The following is a 16,679-nucleotide window of genomic DNA, read 5'->3' on the forward strand; positions in this document are numbered from 1 at the left end:
GCGAGTCGCGGGCTAGAAGTCCCAGTCCTCGTCTTCCGTGTTGACGGCCTTGCCGATGACGTACGACGAGCCCGACCCGGAGAAGAAGTCGTGGTTCTCGTCGGCGTTCGGCGACAGGGCCGACAGGATCGCCGGGTTCACGTCGGTGGCGTCCTTCGGGAACATCGGCTCGTAGCCGAGGTTCATCAGCGCCTTGTTGGCGTTGTAGTGCAGGAACTTGCGGACGTCCTCCGTCAGGCCGACGCCGTCGTACAGGTCCTGCGTGTACTGGATCTCGTTCTCGTAGAGCTCGAAGAGGAGGTTGAACGTGTAGTCCTTGATCTCCTGCTTGCGCTCCTCCGAGGCTCCCTCGAGCCCCTTCTGGAACTTGTAGCCGATGTAGTACCCGTGCACGGCCTCGTCGCGGATGATGAGACGGATCAGGTCGGCGGTGTTGGTGAGCTTCGCCCGCGACGACCAGTACATCGGCAGGTAGAAGCCGCTGTAGAACAGGAACGACTCGAGCAGCGTCGAGGCGACCTTGCGCTTCAGGGGGTCGTCGCCCGTGTAGTAGTCGAGCACGATCTGGGCCTTCTTCTGCAGGTTCGGGTTCTCGACCGACCAGCGGAAGGCGTCGTCGATCTCGGGGGTCGACGCGAGGGTCGAGAAGATCGACGAGTAGCTCTTGGCGTGCACCGACTCCATGAACGCGATGTTCGTGTAGACGGCCTCCTCGTGCGGGGTGATCGCGTCCGGGATGAGGCTGATCGCGCCGACGGTGCCCTGGATGGTGTCGAGCAGCGTGAGGCCCGTGAACACGCGCATGGTGAGCTGCTGCTCCTCCGGCGTGAGGGTGTTCCACGACTGCACGTCGTTCGACAGTGGGATCTTCTCGGGCAGCCAGAAGTTGTTGACGAGTCGGTTCCAGACCTCGACGTCCTTGTCGTCCTGGATGCGGTTCCAGTTGATCGCACTGACCGACTTGATCAGCGGGATCGACTTGCCGGTGGCGTGCACCGGGTCGTCGGCGACGCTGTTGATCTTGTCGGTGATGGTCATGTCGTCTCTTCCGTCGGGTGGTGCCGTGGTTCTCAGTTCAGGAGGCGGGGGCCGGTCGTCGAGACCGGCCCCCGCCGGGTGCCGCGCCGCAGGAGCGGCACGGCGACGAGCACTAGAGCATGCAGCTGACGCAGCCGTCGACCTCGGTGCCCTCGAGCGCGAGCTGGCGCAGACGGATGTAGTAGATCGTCTTGATGCCCTTGCGCCATGCGTAGATCTGCGCCTTGTTGATGTCGCGGGTCGACGCGGTGTCCTTGAAGAACAGGGTCAGCGAGAGGCCCTGGTCGACGTGCTGCGTCGCCGCGGCGTAGGTGTCGATGATCTTCTCGGGGCCGATCTCGTACGCGTCGGTGTAGTACTCCAGGTTGTCGTTCGTCATGAACGGCGCCGGGTAGTAGACGCGGCCGAGCTTGCCTTCCTTGCGGATCTCGATCTTCGACGCGATCGGGTGGATCGACGACGTCGAGTGGTTGATGTACGAGATCGAGCCGGTCGGGGGCACCGCCTGCAGGTTCTGGTTGTACAGGCCGTGCTCCATGACGCTGGCCTTGAGGGCGAGCCAGTCGGCCTGCGTCGGGATCGCGACGCCGGAGGCGGCGAACAGGCCCGCGGCGCGCTCGGTCGCCGGCACCCACGCCTGCTCGGTGTACTTGTCGAAGAACTCGCCGGAGGCGTACTTGCTGTCCTCGAAGCCGCCGAAGGTCACGCCACGCTCGATCGCGATGGTGTTCGAGGCCCGCAGGGCGTGGAACAGCACCGTGTAGAAGTAGATGTTCGTGAAGTCGATCGCTTCTTCGCTGCCGTAGTGCACGCGCTCACGAGCCAGGTAGCCGTGGAGGTTCATCTGGCCGAGGCCGATGGCGTGCGACTGGTCGTTGCCGACCTCGATCGAGCGCACCGACTGGATGTGGCTCATGTCGCTGACGGCGCTGAGGCCGCGGATGGCCGTCTCGACCGTCTTGCCGAAGTCGGGGGCGTCCATCGCCAGGGCGATGTTCATCGACCCGAGGTTGCAGGAGATGTCCTTCCCGATCTCGTTGTACGAGAGGTCCTCGTTGAACGTGGTCGGGGTGTTGACCTGCAGGATCTCCGAGCACAGGTTCGACATGTTGATGCGGCCCTTGATCGGGTTCGCCGCGTTCACCGTGTCTTCGAAGACGATGTAGGGGTAGCCCGACTCGAACTGGATCTCCGCGATCGTCTGGAAGAAGTCGCGGGCCTTGATCTTGGTCTTCTTGATGCGGCCGTCGGCCACCATCTCGCGGTACTTCTCGCTGATCGGGACGTCGCCGAAGGGGACGCCGTAGATCTTCTCGACGTCGTACGGCGAGAAGAGGTACATGTCCTCGTTGTTCTTGGCGAGCTCGAACGTGATGTCGGGCACGACGACGCCGAGGGAGAGCGTCTTGATGCGGATCTTCTCGTCGGCGTTCTCACGCTTCGTGTCGAGGAACCGCATGATGTCGGGGTGGTGCGCGCTGAGGTACACGGCCCCCGCGCCCTGACGGGCACCGAGCTGGTTCGCGTAGCTGAAGCTGTCTTCCAGGAGCTTCATGACGGGGATGATGCCCGACGACTGGTTCTCGATCTGCTTGATCGGGGCGCCGGCCTCACGGATGTTCGAGAGCGAGAGGGCGACGCCGCCGCCGCGCTTCGAGAGCTGCAGCGACGAGTTGATGCCGCGCGAGATCGACTCCATGTTGTCTTCGATGCGCAGCAGGAAGCAGCTGACGAGCTCGCCGCGCTGGGCCTTCGCCGTGTTGAGGAAGGTCGGGGTGGCCGGCTGGAAGCGGCCGCCGATGATCTCCTCCACCAGGTCGATCGCGAGCTGCTCGTCGCCCTGGGCGAGGCCGAGGGCCGTCATGACCACCCGGTCTTCGAAGCGCTCGAGGTAGCGCTTGCCGTCGAACGTCTTGAGCGTGTACGAGGTGTAGTACTTGAACGCGCCGAGGAAGGTCTGGAAGCGGAACTTCTTCGAGTAGGCGAGGTCGTTCAGCTTCTCGATGAAGGCGAAGTCGTACTGCTCGATGGTGGCGAGCTCGTAGTACTCGTTCTCGACGAGGTAGTCGAGGCGCTCGCGCAGGTTGTGGAAGAAGACCGTGTTCTGGTTGACGTGCTGCAGGAAGTACTGCTTCGCCGCCTCGCGGTCCTTCTCGAACTGGATCTCGCCGGACGGACCGTAGAGGTTCAGCATCGCGTTCAGGGAGTGGTAGTCCATCCCGGAGCTGAGACCCTGCCCCGGGGCGGCGATCACTTCGAGGTCATCGACTGCTGTGTCCAAAATTCTTCCAATCCAGTTCTTACGGCTGTGACGTCGTCGGGAGTCCCGAAGACCTCGAATCGATAGAGGAGGGGCACGTCGCACTTGGCGGCGACGATGTCGCCGGCCAAGCAGTACCCCTCACCGAAGTTCGTGTTGCCCGCGGCCACGACGCCCCTGATGAGGGAGCGGTTGCCCTCGTCGTTGAGGAAGCGGATGACCTGCTTCGGCACGGCGCCCCGGCCCTCGCCCCCGCCGTACGTCGGCAGGACGAGCACGTAGGGGTCGCTGACGTGGAGCGGCTGCTCCGACGGGAACAGCGGGATGCGCTCGGCCCGCACGCCCAGCTTCATGACGAACCGGTGGGTGTTGCCGGAGACGCTCGAGAAGTAGACGAGGTTCGTCATGTGAGGCGAGCCTCCTGTCTAGTCGGCGACCGCGGCCCGGGAGGCGCGGGTCAGGAGATGCGGGCGGCCAGGCCGGCGATCTTGTCGGGGCGGAAACCGCTCCAGTGGTCGTCGTCGGCGATCACGACGGGGGCCTGCAGGTACCCGAGGGCCTTGACGGTCTCGAGCGCGGCCTCGTCGGCGGTGACGTCGAGCACCTCGTACTCGATGCCCTTGTTGTCGAGCGCACGGTAGGTCGCGGTGCACTGGACGCAGGACGGCTTGGTGTAGACGGTGATGGCCATGGGATCCCCTGTGTTCTGGGCCGACCCGGGGGGTCGGACGCGGTGGTTCTGGAGCAGTTCTGGGGCTGCAGGCTCAGTGCCTGCGGCGACTCGTCGATACTACATCTTGTGGCTGGGACTGGAGCCACCAACTAGATGCGGTGTTACACGGTTGTCATTATCCACAGCCCCGCCCACAGGTTGTGAACAGATCCGAGGCGGTTATCCCCTGATCCGGCGGTGCTTGTCCCCACCTTTCTCCACACCACCGACACTCACGCCCCCGTGCCCCCCGTTCGGGCCGTCGGCGTGTCGTGGGCCGGTCGTAGACTCGACTCCTCGTGAGCACCTACACCTCCCTCCTGAAGACGCCGGGCGTCGGCCGCATCATCGCGGCGCAGCTGACGGCGCGCTTCCCGTTCGGGATGCTCTCGCTCGCGTTCCTCCTCCACGTCGAGCACGTCCACCACTCGTACGCCGCGGCCGGCCTCGTGCTCGCCGCGACGAGCATCGGGCAGGCCATCTCGGGCCCCCTGACGAGCCGGTGGATGGGCCGCTGGGGCATGCGCCCCGTCCTGCTGCTCACCCTCGTCGTCTGCTTCGTCACGATGGTGACCTTCACGCTGTACGACTTCTCGGTGCCCGCCTTCATGGCGCTCGGCTTCGTGACCGGCCTCAGCGTGCCTCCCGTCCAGCCCGCGGTGCGCACCATCTACCCGAAGATGGTCAACTCGTCGCAGCTGACCCCGCTCTTCTCCCTCGACGCCTCCGCCCAGGAGATCATCTGGGTCGCCGGGCCGGTCATCACCACCTTCGTCGGCACGCAGGTCGGCACGCAGGAGGCCATCTGGCTCGCCGCCGTCTTCCTCGTCGGGGGCGGCGCCTGGTTCATCGCCTCGCCCGAGGTCGGCCGGGTGCGCATCCCGCGCAGCAAGCGCGCCTTCGGCAAGGTGCTCGCGCGGCCGACCGTGCTGCTGGCCACCGCCTCCGGCTTCCTCCTCATCGGCGCCTGCGCGGCCGTCGAGGCCGGCGTCGTCGCCCTCTTCGGCGAGGGCAGCGCCGACTCGGGCATCGCCCTCGCCGTCTTCGCCCTCGGCTCGCTCGTCGGCGGCCTCGCCCTCGGGCACGTGCCGGTGGGCCCGTGGGCACTGGCCCGCCGCCTCGCGATCGTCTTCGTCGGCATGACCCTGGCCGTCTTCGTCAGCGGACTGCTGCCGCTCAGCGCCGCCCTGCTCGTCGCCGGCGTCGGCATCGCCCCGGCCCTGGCCGTCATGTTCGCGATCGTGTCGTCGAGCGTGAAGTTCAGCGACACGGCCGAGGCCTACGGCTGGGCCGGCACCGGCCAGCTGATCGGCTCCGCCCTCGGCTCCGCGATCGCCGGCTTCTGGATCGACCGGATCGGCGGCCAGGGCGGCCTGCTGGTGGCCGCCGTGTTCGCGCTCGTCGGGGCCGTGGTGGGCGCCGTCTTCCACCGCTCGCTGCCCGATCTGCGCGGGCGCGACGCGAGCCCGCTGCCCGACACCGAACCGGTGCCCGTCCAGCCCAGCTGACCCGCGACTCCGGTGCCATGATCGAGGGATGGCCCCCATCGACACGCCCACCCTCGCCCTGAACGACGGCACCACCATCCCCCAGCTGGGGCTCGGCGTCTACAAGGTGCCCGACGACGAGGCCGAGACGGTCGTCGCGACGGCGCTGGAGGCGGGCTACCGCCACCTCGACACGGCGTCGTTCTACGGCAACGAGGGCGGCGTCGGCCGGGCGATGCGCGCCTCGGGCGTGCCCCGCGACCACGTCTTCCTCACCACGAAGGTGTGGAACACCGACCACGGCTACGACGAGACCCTGCGCGCCTTCGACCGCAGCCTCGAGACCCTCGGCACCGACCACGTCGAGCTGTACCTCATCCACTGGCCGGCCCCGACCCAGGACCGGTACGTCGAGACGTACCGCGCCCTGGAGCGCATCCGGGAGGAGGGGCGGGCCCGCTCGATCGGCGTCAGCAACTTCCAGGTGCACCACCTCGAGCGCCTGCTCGGCGAGACCGACGTCGTGCCCGTCGTCGACCAGGTCGAGGCGCACCCGTGGCTGCAGCAGCACGAGGTGCGGGCGTTCGCCGCGGCGCACGGCATCGTGACCCAGGCCTGGTCGCCGCTGGCCCGCGGCAGGATCCTCGACGACCCGACCCTGCTCCGCCTCGCCGAGCGGCACGGCGTCTCGACCGCGCAGGTCGTGATCCGCTGGCACCTGCAGCAGGGGCTCGTCGTCATCCCGAAGTCGGTGACGCCGGCGCGCATCCGCTCGAACATCGACGTGTTCGGCTTCGAGCTCGACGACGACGACCTCGCGGCGGTCGCGGCGCTCGACTCGGGGCAGCGCACCGGCTCGCACCCCGACACGAACGGCTGAGCCGGAGGCGCGGGTCGAGGGGGCGGCGCCCGCTCGCGTACCGTGGTGGGCGCACATCTCGAGCAAGGAGCACCCATGACGATCGTCGCCGCCGCTGACGGATCCGCCCTCGGCAACCCCGGCCCCGCCGGCTGGGCCTGGTACGTCGACGACGACCGCTGGGCCGCCGGGGGCTGGCCCCGGGCCACGAACAACCAGGGCGAGCTGACCGCCGTGCTCGAGCTGCTGCGCGCCACGGCCGGCACCGACGAGGCCGTCCACATCCTGTGCGACAGCCAGTACACGATCAAGGCCTGCACCGAGTGGATGCCGGGCTGGAAGCGCAAGGGCTGGCGCAAGGCCGACGGCAAGCCCGTGCTCAACGTCGAGATCCTGAAGGAGCTCGACGCCGCCCTCGCGGGGCGCTCTGTCACCTTCGAGTGGGTGCGCGGCCACGTCGGCCACGAGATGAACGAAGCCGCCGACGTCCGCGCCCGCGGCGCCGCGACGGCGTTCCAGAACCGCAGCGACGTGCCGAGCGGGCCGGGCTGGCCGGGTGCGCCGGTCGCGACGACCTCCCCGGTCGCCGCTCCCCCGGAGCCGCCGGCGACGCTCTTCTAGGTCGCGCCCCGCGCCTCCCCCTCACCCGACGACGGCCCTGCAGCACGCGCTGCGGGGCCGTCGTCGCGTCGCGCGCCCCCGGGCAGGGGCGCCCTCCGCTACATCGAGGGGTGGGTGCTCGACAGCCCGCCGTCGACGACGAACTGCGCGCCGGTCGAGAAGGCCGAGTCGTCGGAGGCGAGGTGCAGGGCGAGGCCCGCGACCTCCTCCGGCATGGCCAGGCGGCCGCGCGGGCTCATCGTCTTGAAGGCATCGAGCAGCGCGGGCTGCGCCTCGACCTGGCGCCGGAAGAGCGCGGTGTCGGTCGGGCCGGGGTGCAGGGAGTTGATGCGGATGTCCCAGCCCTCCTGCGCGGCGTGCGCGGCGCTGGAGCGGGTGAGGCCCACCAGCGCGTGCTTGCTGGCGGTGTAGGCCGCGTCGTCGCCGAACCCGAGGAAGGACGTGGCCGGGGCCAGGTTGATGATCGACCCGCCGGACGACGCCGGGTTCGCGCGCATCTGCTCGATGGCGAAGCGCGTGCCGAGCATCACGCCCGTGACGTTGACGGCGAAGACCCTGTTCCAGCTCTCGAGCTGCGTCACGTCGATCGACTGGCCCGAGACGATGCCCGCGTTGTTGACCAGCACGTCGAGGCGCCCGTAGTGGTCAGCGATGCGGTCCATCACGCGCTTCCAGTCGCCGCCGTTGGCGACGTCGTGCTGGATGAACTCCGCGCCGGCCTCGGCCGCGACGGCCGAGCCGTCGAGGATGTCGGTGGCGACGACGCGCGCGCCCTCGTCCGCGAAGCGGCGGACGATCGCCTCCCCGATGCCCGAGGCGGCTCCGGTGACGATCGCGACTTTGCCGGACAGACGGGACATGGGTCCTCCTCGTGGAGCGGAGCACGGTGGTGCTGCGGGCGGTGCGTCGGAGGGTCGCTCCGGGGTGGCCTGCGGGGTGCCGCGGCCAGCGACGATGCTACTCCTCGACGACCGTCGACCGGGCCCGCTCGGAGGCGGGACCGACGGCCGTGACGGTGACCACCGCCTCCCCGCGCTCGTCGCTCGAGGCCAGGTCGACCACGGCCGAGATGCCCCAGTCGTGGTCGCCCTCGGGGTCGGCGAGCACCTGCCGCACGCGCCACACGCTCGGCAGCTGCTCGACCTGGAGCATGTGCGGGCCCCGCGCGTCGGTGTCGGTGCCGATCGTGTCGTACTCGTCGAAGTAGCGGTCGAGGGCCTCGCCCCAGCGGTCGACGTCCCAGCCCGACGAGGAGTCCAGCTGACCGAGGGCCTCCGCGTCGTCGCGGGCCATGAGCTGCACCCGGCGGAACATCTCGTTGCGCACCGCGATGCGGAACGCCCGGTCGTTCGCCGTGAAGCGACGGAGCACCGGCGGCACGATCTCGTCGTGGGCCTCGGCCTCCCGGGGGTTCAGCATCTCCTCCCACTCGTCGAGCAGGCTCGAGTCGACCTGGCGCACCAGCTCGCCCAGCCACTCGATCAGGTCGGCGAGCTCGTCGGTCTTGGCCTCGTCGGGCACCGTCTGCCGCAGGGCGCGGAACGCGTCGGAGAGGTAGCGCAGCACGAGGCCCTCCGACCGGGCCAGGCCGTAGAAGCCGACGAAGTCGCCGAAGGTCATGGCCCGCTCGTAGAGGTCGCGCACGACCGACTTCGGGCTGAGCGCGAAGTCGCCGATCCAGGGCTGCGACGCCGCGTAGGTCTCGAAGAGGGCCGTGAGCAGCTCGTCGAGGGGCTTGGGGTGCGTGACCTCCTCGAGCAGCTCCATGCGCTGGTCGTACTCGATGCCCTCCTGCTTCATCGCCGCGACGGCCTCGCCGCGGGCCTTGAACTGCTGCTGCGACAGGATGGGCCGCGGGTCGTCGAGGGTCGCCTCGATGACGGAGACGACGTCGAGGGCGTAGCTGGGCGACTCGCGGTCGAGCACCTCGAAGGTCGCGAGCGCGAACGGCGAGAGCGGCTGGTTGAGCGCGAAGTTCGCCTGCAGGTCGACGGTGAGGCGGATGGTCGGCGCGGCGCCGTCGACGCCGGGCTCCTGCACGACGACCTCGGCGGTGCGGAGCGTGCGGTAGATCGAGATCGCCTGCCGGGCCATCGCGTGCTGCTTCGCGAGGGGCTCGTGGTTGTCGTAGACGAGCGACCGGACGTTCGCGAAGACGTCGCCGCCGCGGCCGATCACGTTGAGCAGCATCGCGTGCGTGACCTGCAGGTGCGACACCAGGGGCTCGGGCTCGGCCCCGATGAGCTTGTGGAAGCTCGGCTCGCCCCACGAGACGAAGCCCTCGGGGGCCTTCTTGCGCACGATCTTGCGCTTCTTCTTCGGGTCGTCGCCGGCCTTCTCGATCGCCTTGAGGTTGTCGATCTCGTGCTCGGGCGCCTGCAGCACGACGGTGCCGGAGGTGTCGTAGCCGGCCCGGCCCGCCCGGCCAGCCACCTGGTGGAACTCGCGGGCGCTGAGCTGGCGCATGCGAGTGCCGTCGAACTTCGTCAGCGCGGTCAGCAGCACCGTGCGGATCGGCACGTTGATGCCGACGCCGAGGGTGTCGGTGCCGCAGATGACGCGGAGCAGGCCGCGCTGGGCGAGCTGCTCGACGAGACGGCGGTACTTGGGCAGCATGCCCGCGTGGTGCACGCCGATGCCCGACCGCACGAGCCGGCCGAGCGTCTTGCCGAAGCCGGTGCTGAACCGGAACCCGCCGATGAGCTCGGCGATCTCGTCGCGCTGCTCACGCGTCGCGACCTTGATGCTCGACAGCGCCTGCGCCCGCTCGAGCGCGGCGGCCTGCGAGAAGTGCACGACGTAGACCGGGGCCTCGCCGGTGGAGAGGAGCTCCTCGACGGTCTCCTGCACGGGGGTCTGCGCGTACGAGTAGTGCAGGGGCACGGGGCGCTCGACGCCGGTGACGCGGGCGACGGGCCGGCCCGTGCGCCGGGCGAGGTCGTCGGTGATGCGCGTCACGTCGCCGAGCGTCGCCGACATCAGCAGGAACTGCGCCCGGGGCAGCAGCAGCAGGGGCACCTGCCAGGCCCAGCCGCGCGACTGGTCGCCGTAGAAGTGGAACTCGTCCATGACGACCTGGTCGACCTCGGCGTCGGGCCCCTCGCGGAGCGCGAGGTTGGCGAGGATCTCGGCGGTGCAGCAGATGATCGGGGCGTCGTGGTTGACCGACGAGTCGCCGGTCACCATGCCGACGTTCTCAGCGCCGAACAGCTCGACCAGCGCGAAGAACTTCTCGCTCACCAGGGCCTTGATCGGCGCCGTGTAGTACGTGCGCCGCCCCTGGCTCAGCGCCACGAAGTGCGCTCCCGCGGCGACGAGCGACTTGCCGGTGCCGGTCGGCGTGCTGAGCACGACGGAGGCGCCCGAGACGAGCTCCATCATGGCTTCGTCCTGCGCGGGGTACAGGGGCAGCCCCCGGCTCTCCGCCCACTCGACGAACGAGGTGTAGGCGACGTCGGGGTCGTACGAGGACGCTCCCGGGGTCGCGGGCAGCAGAGCGGCGAGCGGGGCGGTGGGAGCGGGCGACATGGTGAGTCGATCCTGCCCCATCGACCGGGCCCGCGCCTCCGCCCGGGGCGGGAGAGCCGTCACGGGGCCGGGGGGCGACCCCGTGACGGGCCCTCGCCACGGACCCTGAACCGCCCCGAGGTGAGGACTCCTCGATGGTGCCACGAACGGATCGGTTCGGCAAACGACCGAGGGAGGCGTGACGCCGGGAGACGAGACACGCCCCCGTCGACGAGCCGGGCTCGGACAGGGGCGTGTCACCGCGCCCACGACGTCGACCAGCTCGAGCTCGGATCAGGAGAGCCCGAGCGACCGGACGCCGCACTACGGGCGCGGGATGCCCCGGTAACCAGCCGGGCGCACGAACCCTACCGTAGCGTGAGGCTCGGTCTCCGGGAAGGGTGGCTGGGGGGTGATCGTGCGCCGGGGCTCCCGACTCACCGCAGAGGACAGTGTTCGTTAGATCCCTCTGCGTCCGCTGCGCTACCGCAGAGGACAGTGTTCGTCTGATCCCGCTGCGTCCGCTGCGCTACCGCAGCGGACAGTGCTCGTCTGATCCCGCTGCGTCCGCTGCGCTACCGCAGCGGGATGTGCCCGCCCAGCGCGTCGTCGACCTGCTCGACGGCGCCCTCGCGGGCGGCGTCGTCGGCCTCGGAGGCGCCGTGGGCGTCGACGGGGGCGGGGTCGTCGCCGTGCACGGCGGCCGCGTCGGTGCGGTCGTCGAGGTCACGGTCGGCGGGGTCGGTGCTGCCGGTGATCGGGTCGGTGCTCATGGCGGTCCTCTCGCTGTCGGTGGCGGCGGGGCCGGGGCCGCGCCGTCCTCGTCACGCTACCCGCGCCTCCGGCACGGCCCCCAGCGACGCCGGACGGCCCCGACCCTGTGGGCCCTCCGCACCCCGACACGGTAAGAACGAGGAGGCGCACCCCGCGCCCCCGAGACCCCCCCCAGGAAGTGCAGACGATGTCGTCACCCGCCCCCTCCCCCGCCCCCCTCCGCGTCGCCGTCACCGGCGGCAGCGGCAAGCTCGGCCGCGCGGTCGTCCGAGACCTTGCCGAGCACGGCTGGGAGGTCGTGCTGCTCGACCGCGTGCCGAGCCCCGACCCGGTGCCCGGCGTCACCTTCGTGCAGGTCGACCTCTCCGACTACGGGCAGGTCGTGCAGGCGCTCACGCACGTCGACGACCGCTACGACTCGATCGACGCCGTGGTGCACCTCGGCGCGATCCCCGCCCCGGGCCTCGTGCCGAACGCGACGCTCTTCACGAACAACGTCACCGGCAGCTACAACGTCTTCGCCGCCGCCCGGGCCGCGCACATCCGCAACGTCGTGTGGGCCTCGAGCGAGACCCTGCTCGGCATCCCCTTCGACCTCGACCCGCCCTACCTGCCCCTCGACGAGGAGTACGCCGTGCGCCCCGAGTCGTCGTACTCGCTCGGCAAGGCCCTCGACGAGGAGATGGCCCGGCACTTCACCCGCTGGGACCGCCAGCTGAAGATGATCGGCCTGCGCTTCTCGAACGTCATGGACGACGGCGACTACGAGGACTTCCCGTGGGACGAGACGCCCGAGGCGAAGACCTTCAACCTGTTCTCGTACATCGACGCCCGCGACGGAGCCCAGGCCGTCCGACGCGCGCTCGAGAGTGACCTGGTCGGCTACGAGGCGTTCATCATCGCCGCGACCGACACGGTCATGAACACGCCCACGGCCGTGCTGGCCGACCGCTTCTGGCCCCACGTGGAGCGCCGCGCGGCCGTCGAGGGCACCGACTCGCTGCTCAGCAGCGACAAGGCCCGCGACCTGCTCGGCTTCGTGCCGGAGTACAGCTGGCGCACCTGGGGCGACCGGGTCGGCAAGCAGGACTGACCGTCGGGCCGGGGCTCCGGCCCGGACCCGCCGGGCCGGGCAGGGGCCGGGTCGGGGCCGGGGCCGGGCCGGCCCCGGCGCGCGGCCTCAGCACTCGTCCAGGAGCCAGCCAGGGCCGCCGAGGCCGGCGACGGTGCCGCCCTCGCTCCAGGCGATCGCGCCGTACGGGTTCGTCTCCCCCGCGGACTCCCGCGTGCGCACCAGGTCGTAGACCAGCGACAGGAAGCCCGTGCCGTTCGGGTCGAAGTCGCTCTGGTGCTCGACGGGCACCTGGGCGGCGAGGGGACCGATCGGGTCGCCCACCGCGACGCCGCCCGGGGTCTCGATCCGCACGTCGCGGCCGTCGGGCGTGGAGACGGACGCCTGCTCGGCCCGGAACACCAGCGACCCCTCGTCGGTGTACAGGTCGGCGGTGCCGAGCCGGACCTCTCCCCACGCCCACCGCGTCTGGGGCACGGCGCAGTGGCCCCCCAGGACGCCGTCGGCCACGGGCTCGCCCAGCACCCGGGTGAGCACCGAGACGGCGTCGTCCAGGGGCTCGCCGACGAGCGGGACGGTGCCCACCTCGACGTCGCCGTCGCGGAGCGAGAGGGCGGTCGCGCCGAACACCACCGTGTCGACGGCCGCCAGGGGGTCGGCCTCGGCCGGCGGGGTGGGCGCCGAGGTCGCCGTCGACGTCGGCGTCGACGTGGGCCCGGCGCTCGGCGGAGCGGCCGTCGACGACGACGGATCCCCTTCCGCGCCGGGCGCACCGACCCCCACGCAGCCCGTCAACGCCACCAGGGCGACCGCAGTCGCCGCCCATGCCCCCGCTCGTGTCCTCATTCCCACGACGCTAGGCCGCGGGGGCACGACGGGTCGTCCTCCTCGCGGACGACCCGAGCCCCTCTCGAGTCTCACGCTCGAGCACCGAGCACCGAGCACCGAGCACCCGACGACCGGGCGTCAGGCGCGCAGCATCCCCGTCGTCACGAACTCCCGCACCTGCGGCAGCAGCTCGGCGGTCAGCGCGGCCTCGTCCGCCTCGAGCAGGTGCGCGAGCGCGCCGACGATCGCGCCGACGCTGAGCTCGCCGTCGCAGGCGCCCACCAGGGCCGAGAGCGCGGTGCCCGAGTCGACCCGCCGGGCGAACCCGCCGCCCTGCACGAGGGTGATCACGGTGGGGTCGTCGTTGCCGGGCCAGTAGTGGCGCTCCTCCGTGACGTCGCCGGCGACCGTCAGGCGCGTCGCGAGCAGCGCCGCGTCGTCGAGGCCGCGCAGCACCTCGACGGCGTCGAGCGTGGACGCGAGGTGAGCGCCCAGCCCGACGTCGTTCGAGCCCAGGCCCCCGAGGAGGCGCTCGGTGCGCACCAGGGGCACCGCGCCTCCGGCCGTGGGTCGCCGGAGCGTCACGTAGCCGAAGCCGACCTCGACGACGCCCCGGGCCTCGAAGTCGCCGAGCCAGGCCTCGTAGAGGCGCTCGAAGTCGTCGGTGCCGGGGCGGGTGCCCCCGTCGCGGATCCAGGTCTCGGCGTAGGCCGCGGGGTCCTGCACCTCGCGCTCGACGACCCAGACGTCGAGGGGCACGTCGCCGCGCGAGGCCCAGTCGGCCACCGAGTACGCCCCGCGCTTGCCCGCGGCGGCGCCCGCGCCTCCGGTCTCCCAATTGCCGAGCAGCTGCGCGACGCCGCCGGGGGCGAGGTGGGCCCCGACCTGCGCCACGACGGAGGCGACGAGGTCGTCGCCGACCATGCCGCCGTCGCGGTACTCGTACTCGGGCACGCCGGGGGCCCGCGGCGTGATGACGAAGGGCGGGTTCGAGACGACGTGGTCGAACGTCTCGCCGGCCACGGGCTCGAACAGGCTGCCGAGGCGGAACTCGATGCCGTCGACGAGGTTGAGCGCGGCGTTGAAGGCCGCGAACTCGAGGGCCCGCCGCGAGATGTCGGTGGCGACCACGTGGCGCGCGTGGCGGGCGACGTGCAGGGCCTGGATGCCGCAGCCGGTGCCGAGGTCGAGCGCACGGTCGACGGTGCCGGGCGTCATCAGGCCGGCGAGCGTGGCCGAGGCGCCTCCCACCCCGAGCACGTGGTCCTCGCGCAGGGCGCCGCCGAGGGCGAGCTCGCCGAGGTCGGAGGTGATCCACCAGGAGGCCTCGCCGGCCGCGTCGACGAAGGCGTAGGGGCGCAGGTCGACGAGGGCGGCCACCTCGCCGTCGGGGCGTCGCTCGACGAGCCCGAGGGCCTCGGCGCCGTCCACGCCGAGCGTCGGCAGCGCCTCCGCCAGGTCGTGCGCCGGCTGCGGGACCCCGAGCACGAAGGCCAGCGCGAGGGTCGCGGCCGGCCGGAGCGACGGGTCGCGGTCGACGCTGCGGAGCAGGGCACGGCGGGCCGCCACCCGCTCGCCGCGGAACAGGGCCGCGCCGGCGGCGGCCCCCCAGGCGTCGGCGCTGCCGAGCCGGTCGACGGTGAAGTCGGCCGACGAGAGGTCGGAGCGCAGGCGGGCGAGGAGGTCGGCGTCGGTGGAGAGGAACGGCACCCGACCATCTTGCCCCGCCTTGCCCCGCGGCGGCGCCGGCCCGGGACAGGGCCACGGCCCGGCCCCGGGGCGGTGGCGGCGGCGCGTGCCGCCGGGCCACCGCCTCGGCTGCCGCCTCAGCGGGAGCAGGCCCCGTTCGTCAGCCCGGCCCCGGCGCGCGTGCCGGCCGTGCGGCAGACGACGACCGTGCCGACCGCGCCCTTCTGCACCCAGACCTCGTAGCCGGGCACGCCGCCGAGCACCGTGTTGTCGCGGAAGGAGTTGCCGCGCCCCCAGCCCGAGATGACGTGCACCTGGAAGGCGTCGAGCTTCGTGCCCGTGCCGGAGTTGGCGGTGACGAGGTACCCGTCGCCCTTGACGTCGACCCACGAGTCGGCCGAGTTCTCGCCCGAGCGGCCCGCGTCGCGGAAGACGTTGCCGCTGACGACGCCGCCCGTGGTGCCCTCCTTGAGGTCGATGCCCTCGGCCGCCGTGTCGGAGATGGTGTTGCCGATGATCTGCGCGCGGTCGGAGCGGTCGGGGGTCGACGACGAGCCCATGACGCTGCCCCAGTTGCTGACGGCGCTGCCGACGTAGATGCCCTCGCCGAAGCCCGCCTTGCGGAGCCCCGTGTCGTGCACCGACGAGCCCCGGACGGTCACGTCGACGCTGTTCGTGCGGAGGTGGACGCCCTCGTCGCCGATGCGGCCGACGTCGACGCCCTCGACGACGGTGCCGCTCGACCCGTCGAGCACGATGCCCTTCTGGGCGGTCTGCACGGTCAGGCCCGAGACGATCCACCGGTCGCCGGTCACGTGCAGGCCGTAGCCCTTCGAGACGCTGCCGGTGGTCAGCACGGCGGCCCGGGAGCCGGTGAGGCGGATCGGCTGGCCAGCCGTGCCGTCGGCCGCGGCCCGGAAGGTGCCGGTGTACGTGCCGTCACGGAGCGCGATCGTCTGGCCCGGCCGCGCCGCCGCCAGCGCCGCGGTGAGGCCCGCCGACGTCGACACCGTCACCGTCGTCGCCGCCGGCGTCGCCACGGGCGACGTCGAGGACGCGGGAGGCGCGGGCGAGGCCACCGGGACGGGTGCCGGAGCAGGGGTCGGTGCGGGAGCGGGAGCGGGGACCGGTGCCGGCGCGGGAGCGGGAGCGGGAACCGGTGCCGGCGCGGGAAGCGGTGCCGGCACAGGAGCGGGGGTGGGTGCGGGAGCGGGAGTCGGCGAGGGCACCGGCGCGGCGACGGCCGTCGCCCGGACCGTGAACGGCACCTCGACGGCCTGGCGCCCGCCCGCCGCGGCGTCCTCCCAGCGCACGTCGAGCTCGTGGGCGCCCGGGGCCACGGCGATCGGGAAGGCGTAGGGCGCGACCTTGTCCTGGCCGAGGTAGCTCCCGTCGACCTTGACCTTGACGACGGAGCCGGCCGGGGCGTCGACCCCGAGCGTGAAGGCCCCGGTGGTCAGCGTGGCACCCGCGAGCGGCACGCCGTCGGCGGTCGCGACGGCCGTCGAGACCGCGTGCGCCGCCTCGGGCACGGTGACCGTCGCGGCCACGGTCAGCAGCACGGCGGCGCCCGCCACGGTGCTCGTCACGGCCAGCCTCCTGGTGGTGGTCGTTCGTCCCATCATCGTCTCCCCGGTGTCGGTGGTGGTGGCCGACGGTGCGCACGGAGAGGCGCCCCCTGCGCCCTGCAGGGTGGCCGTCCGGCGGTCGTCGACGCGCCGTCGGCGCTGATCCGACCATCCCACGGGGGCCCCGCAGCGTCTCCACCCCGTTGACGGGTCACCGGGCCCCGGAGCGCCCCCAGAGCTGGGGGGCCACGCCGACGGGCCTCC

At 71.5% G+C, this 16,679-nt stretch carries 14 protein-coding genes; 4 read left to right on the plus strand and 10 right to left on the minus strand.

Going from position 1 to position 16,679, the window contains the following annotated elements:
- Positions 1-12 precede the first annotated feature (12 nt).
- The 4 genes from nrdF to nrdH form a co-directional block, all read right to left on the minus strand.
- A complete protein-coding gene (gene nrdF / locus FHR77_RS09895) occupies positions 13-1,038 on the minus strand; it encodes a class 1b ribonucleoside-diphosphate reductase subunit beta (RefSeq protein ID WP_243861640.1) in 1,026 nt (341 codons plus the stop codon).
- A gap of 112 nt (positions 1,039-1,150) precedes the next feature.
- Positions 1,151-3,256 carry a class 1b ribonucleoside-diphosphate reductase subunit alpha gene (nrdE, locus tag FHR77_RS09900; RefSeq protein WP_056058956.1) on the minus strand — a complete coding sequence of 702 codons (2,106 nt, stop codon included), beginning with the start codon at positions 3,254-3,256 and terminating at the stop codon, positions 1,151-1,153.
- A gap of 32 nt (positions 3,257-3,288) precedes the next feature.
- The gene (nrdI, locus tag FHR77_RS09905) at positions 3,289-3,705 is read right to left on the minus strand and encodes a class Ib ribonucleoside-diphosphate reductase assembly flavoprotein NrdI (RefSeq protein WP_167259978.1); all 417 of its coding nucleotides are present in this window, start codon (positions 3,703-3,705) and stop codon (positions 3,289-3,291) included.
- A gap of 50 nt (positions 3,706-3,755) precedes the next feature.
- On the minus strand, positions 3,756-3,989 hold the full coding sequence (nrdH, locus tag FHR77_RS09910; RefSeq protein ID WP_056056800.1) for a glutaredoxin-like protein NrdH: 234 nt from the start codon (positions 3,987-3,989) through the stop codon (positions 3,756-3,758).
- A gap of 320 nt (positions 3,990-4,309) precedes the next feature.
- Here nrdH and FHR77_RS09915 point away from each other — a divergent pair, with 320 nt between their 5' ends.
- From FHR77_RS09915 to FHR77_RS09925, 3 genes are all read left to right on the plus strand, one after another.
- Positions 4,310-5,518: an MFS transporter gene (locus FHR77_RS09915; RefSeq protein WP_056056802.1), complete on the plus strand. Its 1,209-nt coding sequence runs from the start codon at positions 4,310-4,312 to the stop codon at positions 5,516-5,518.
- 28 nt (positions 5,519-5,546) lie between these two features.
- Positions 5,547-6,377, plus strand: coding sequence for an aldo/keto reductase (locus FHR77_RS09920; RefSeq protein ID WP_167259980.1), 831 nt, complete (start codon positions 5,547-5,549; stop codon positions 6,375-6,377).
- Positions 6,378-6,452: 75 nt separating this feature from the next.
- Entirely contained in the window at positions 6,453-6,977 is a 525-nt protein-coding gene (locus FHR77_RS09925) for a ribonuclease H family protein (protein WP_167259982.1), read from the plus strand.
- A gap of 98 nt (positions 6,978-7,075) precedes the next feature.
- Here FHR77_RS09925 and FHR77_RS09930 read toward each other — a convergent pair whose 3' ends face one another.
- The 3 genes from FHR77_RS09930 to FHR77_RS09940 all read right to left on the minus strand — a co-directional run bounded on the left by FHR77_RS09930 (position 7,076) and on the right by FHR77_RS09940 (position 11,257).
- On the minus strand, positions 7,076-7,837 hold the full coding sequence (locus tag FHR77_RS09930) for an SDR family oxidoreductase (protein WP_056056808.1): 762 nt from the start codon (positions 7,835-7,837) through the stop codon (positions 7,076-7,078).
- A 97-nt stretch (positions 7,838-7,934) separates the two neighbouring features.
- Complete coding sequence (locus tag FHR77_RS09935; RefSeq protein WP_167259984.1) at positions 7,935-10,505, minus strand: DEAD/DEAH box helicase; 2,571 nt, start codon at positions 10,503-10,505, stop codon at positions 7,935-7,937.
- Between the two features lie 554 nt (positions 10,506-11,059).
- A complete protein-coding gene (locus tag FHR77_RS09940; protein WP_056056812.1) occupies positions 11,060-11,257 on the minus strand; it encodes a hypothetical protein in 198 nt (65 codons plus the stop codon).
- A 188-nt stretch (positions 11,258-11,445) separates the two neighbouring features.
- Between FHR77_RS09940 and FHR77_RS09945 the strand changes: the two genes are divergently transcribed.
- The gene (locus tag FHR77_RS09945) at positions 11,446-12,351 is read left to right on the plus strand and encodes an NAD-dependent epimerase/dehydratase family protein (RefSeq protein ID WP_167259986.1); all 906 of its coding nucleotides are present in this window, start codon (positions 11,446-11,448) and stop codon (positions 12,349-12,351) included.
- Between the two features lie 87 nt (positions 12,352-12,438).
- On the opposite strand, the gene FHR77_RS09950 is transcribed toward FHR77_RS09945, so the two are convergent.
- The 3 genes from FHR77_RS09950 to FHR77_RS09960 form a co-directional block, all read right to left on the minus strand.
- On the minus strand, positions 12,439-13,176 hold the full coding sequence (locus FHR77_RS09950; protein WP_167259988.1) for a hypothetical protein: 738 nt from the start codon (positions 13,174-13,176) through the stop codon (positions 12,439-12,441).
- A 120-nt stretch (positions 13,177-13,296) separates the two neighbouring features.
- The gene (locus FHR77_RS09955; RefSeq protein WP_167259990.1) at positions 13,297-14,868 is read right to left on the minus strand and encodes a DUF7059 domain-containing protein; all 1,572 of its coding nucleotides are present in this window, start codon (positions 14,866-14,868) and stop codon (positions 13,297-13,299) included.
- A 116-nt stretch (positions 14,869-14,984) separates the two neighbouring features.
- Positions 14,985-16,436: a right-handed parallel beta-helix repeat-containing protein gene (locus FHR77_RS09960; RefSeq protein WP_167259992.1), complete on the minus strand. Its 1,452-nt coding sequence runs from the start codon at positions 16,434-16,436 to the stop codon at positions 14,985-14,987.
- Positions 16,437-16,679: the final 243 nt, after the last annotated feature.

Origin of the sequence: Frigoribacterium endophyticum (assembly GCF_011759585.1) — a bacterium.
GTDB classification, from domain to species: Bacteria; Actinomycetota; Actinomycetes; order Actinomycetales; family Microbacteriaceae; genus Frigoribacterium; species Frigoribacterium endophyticum.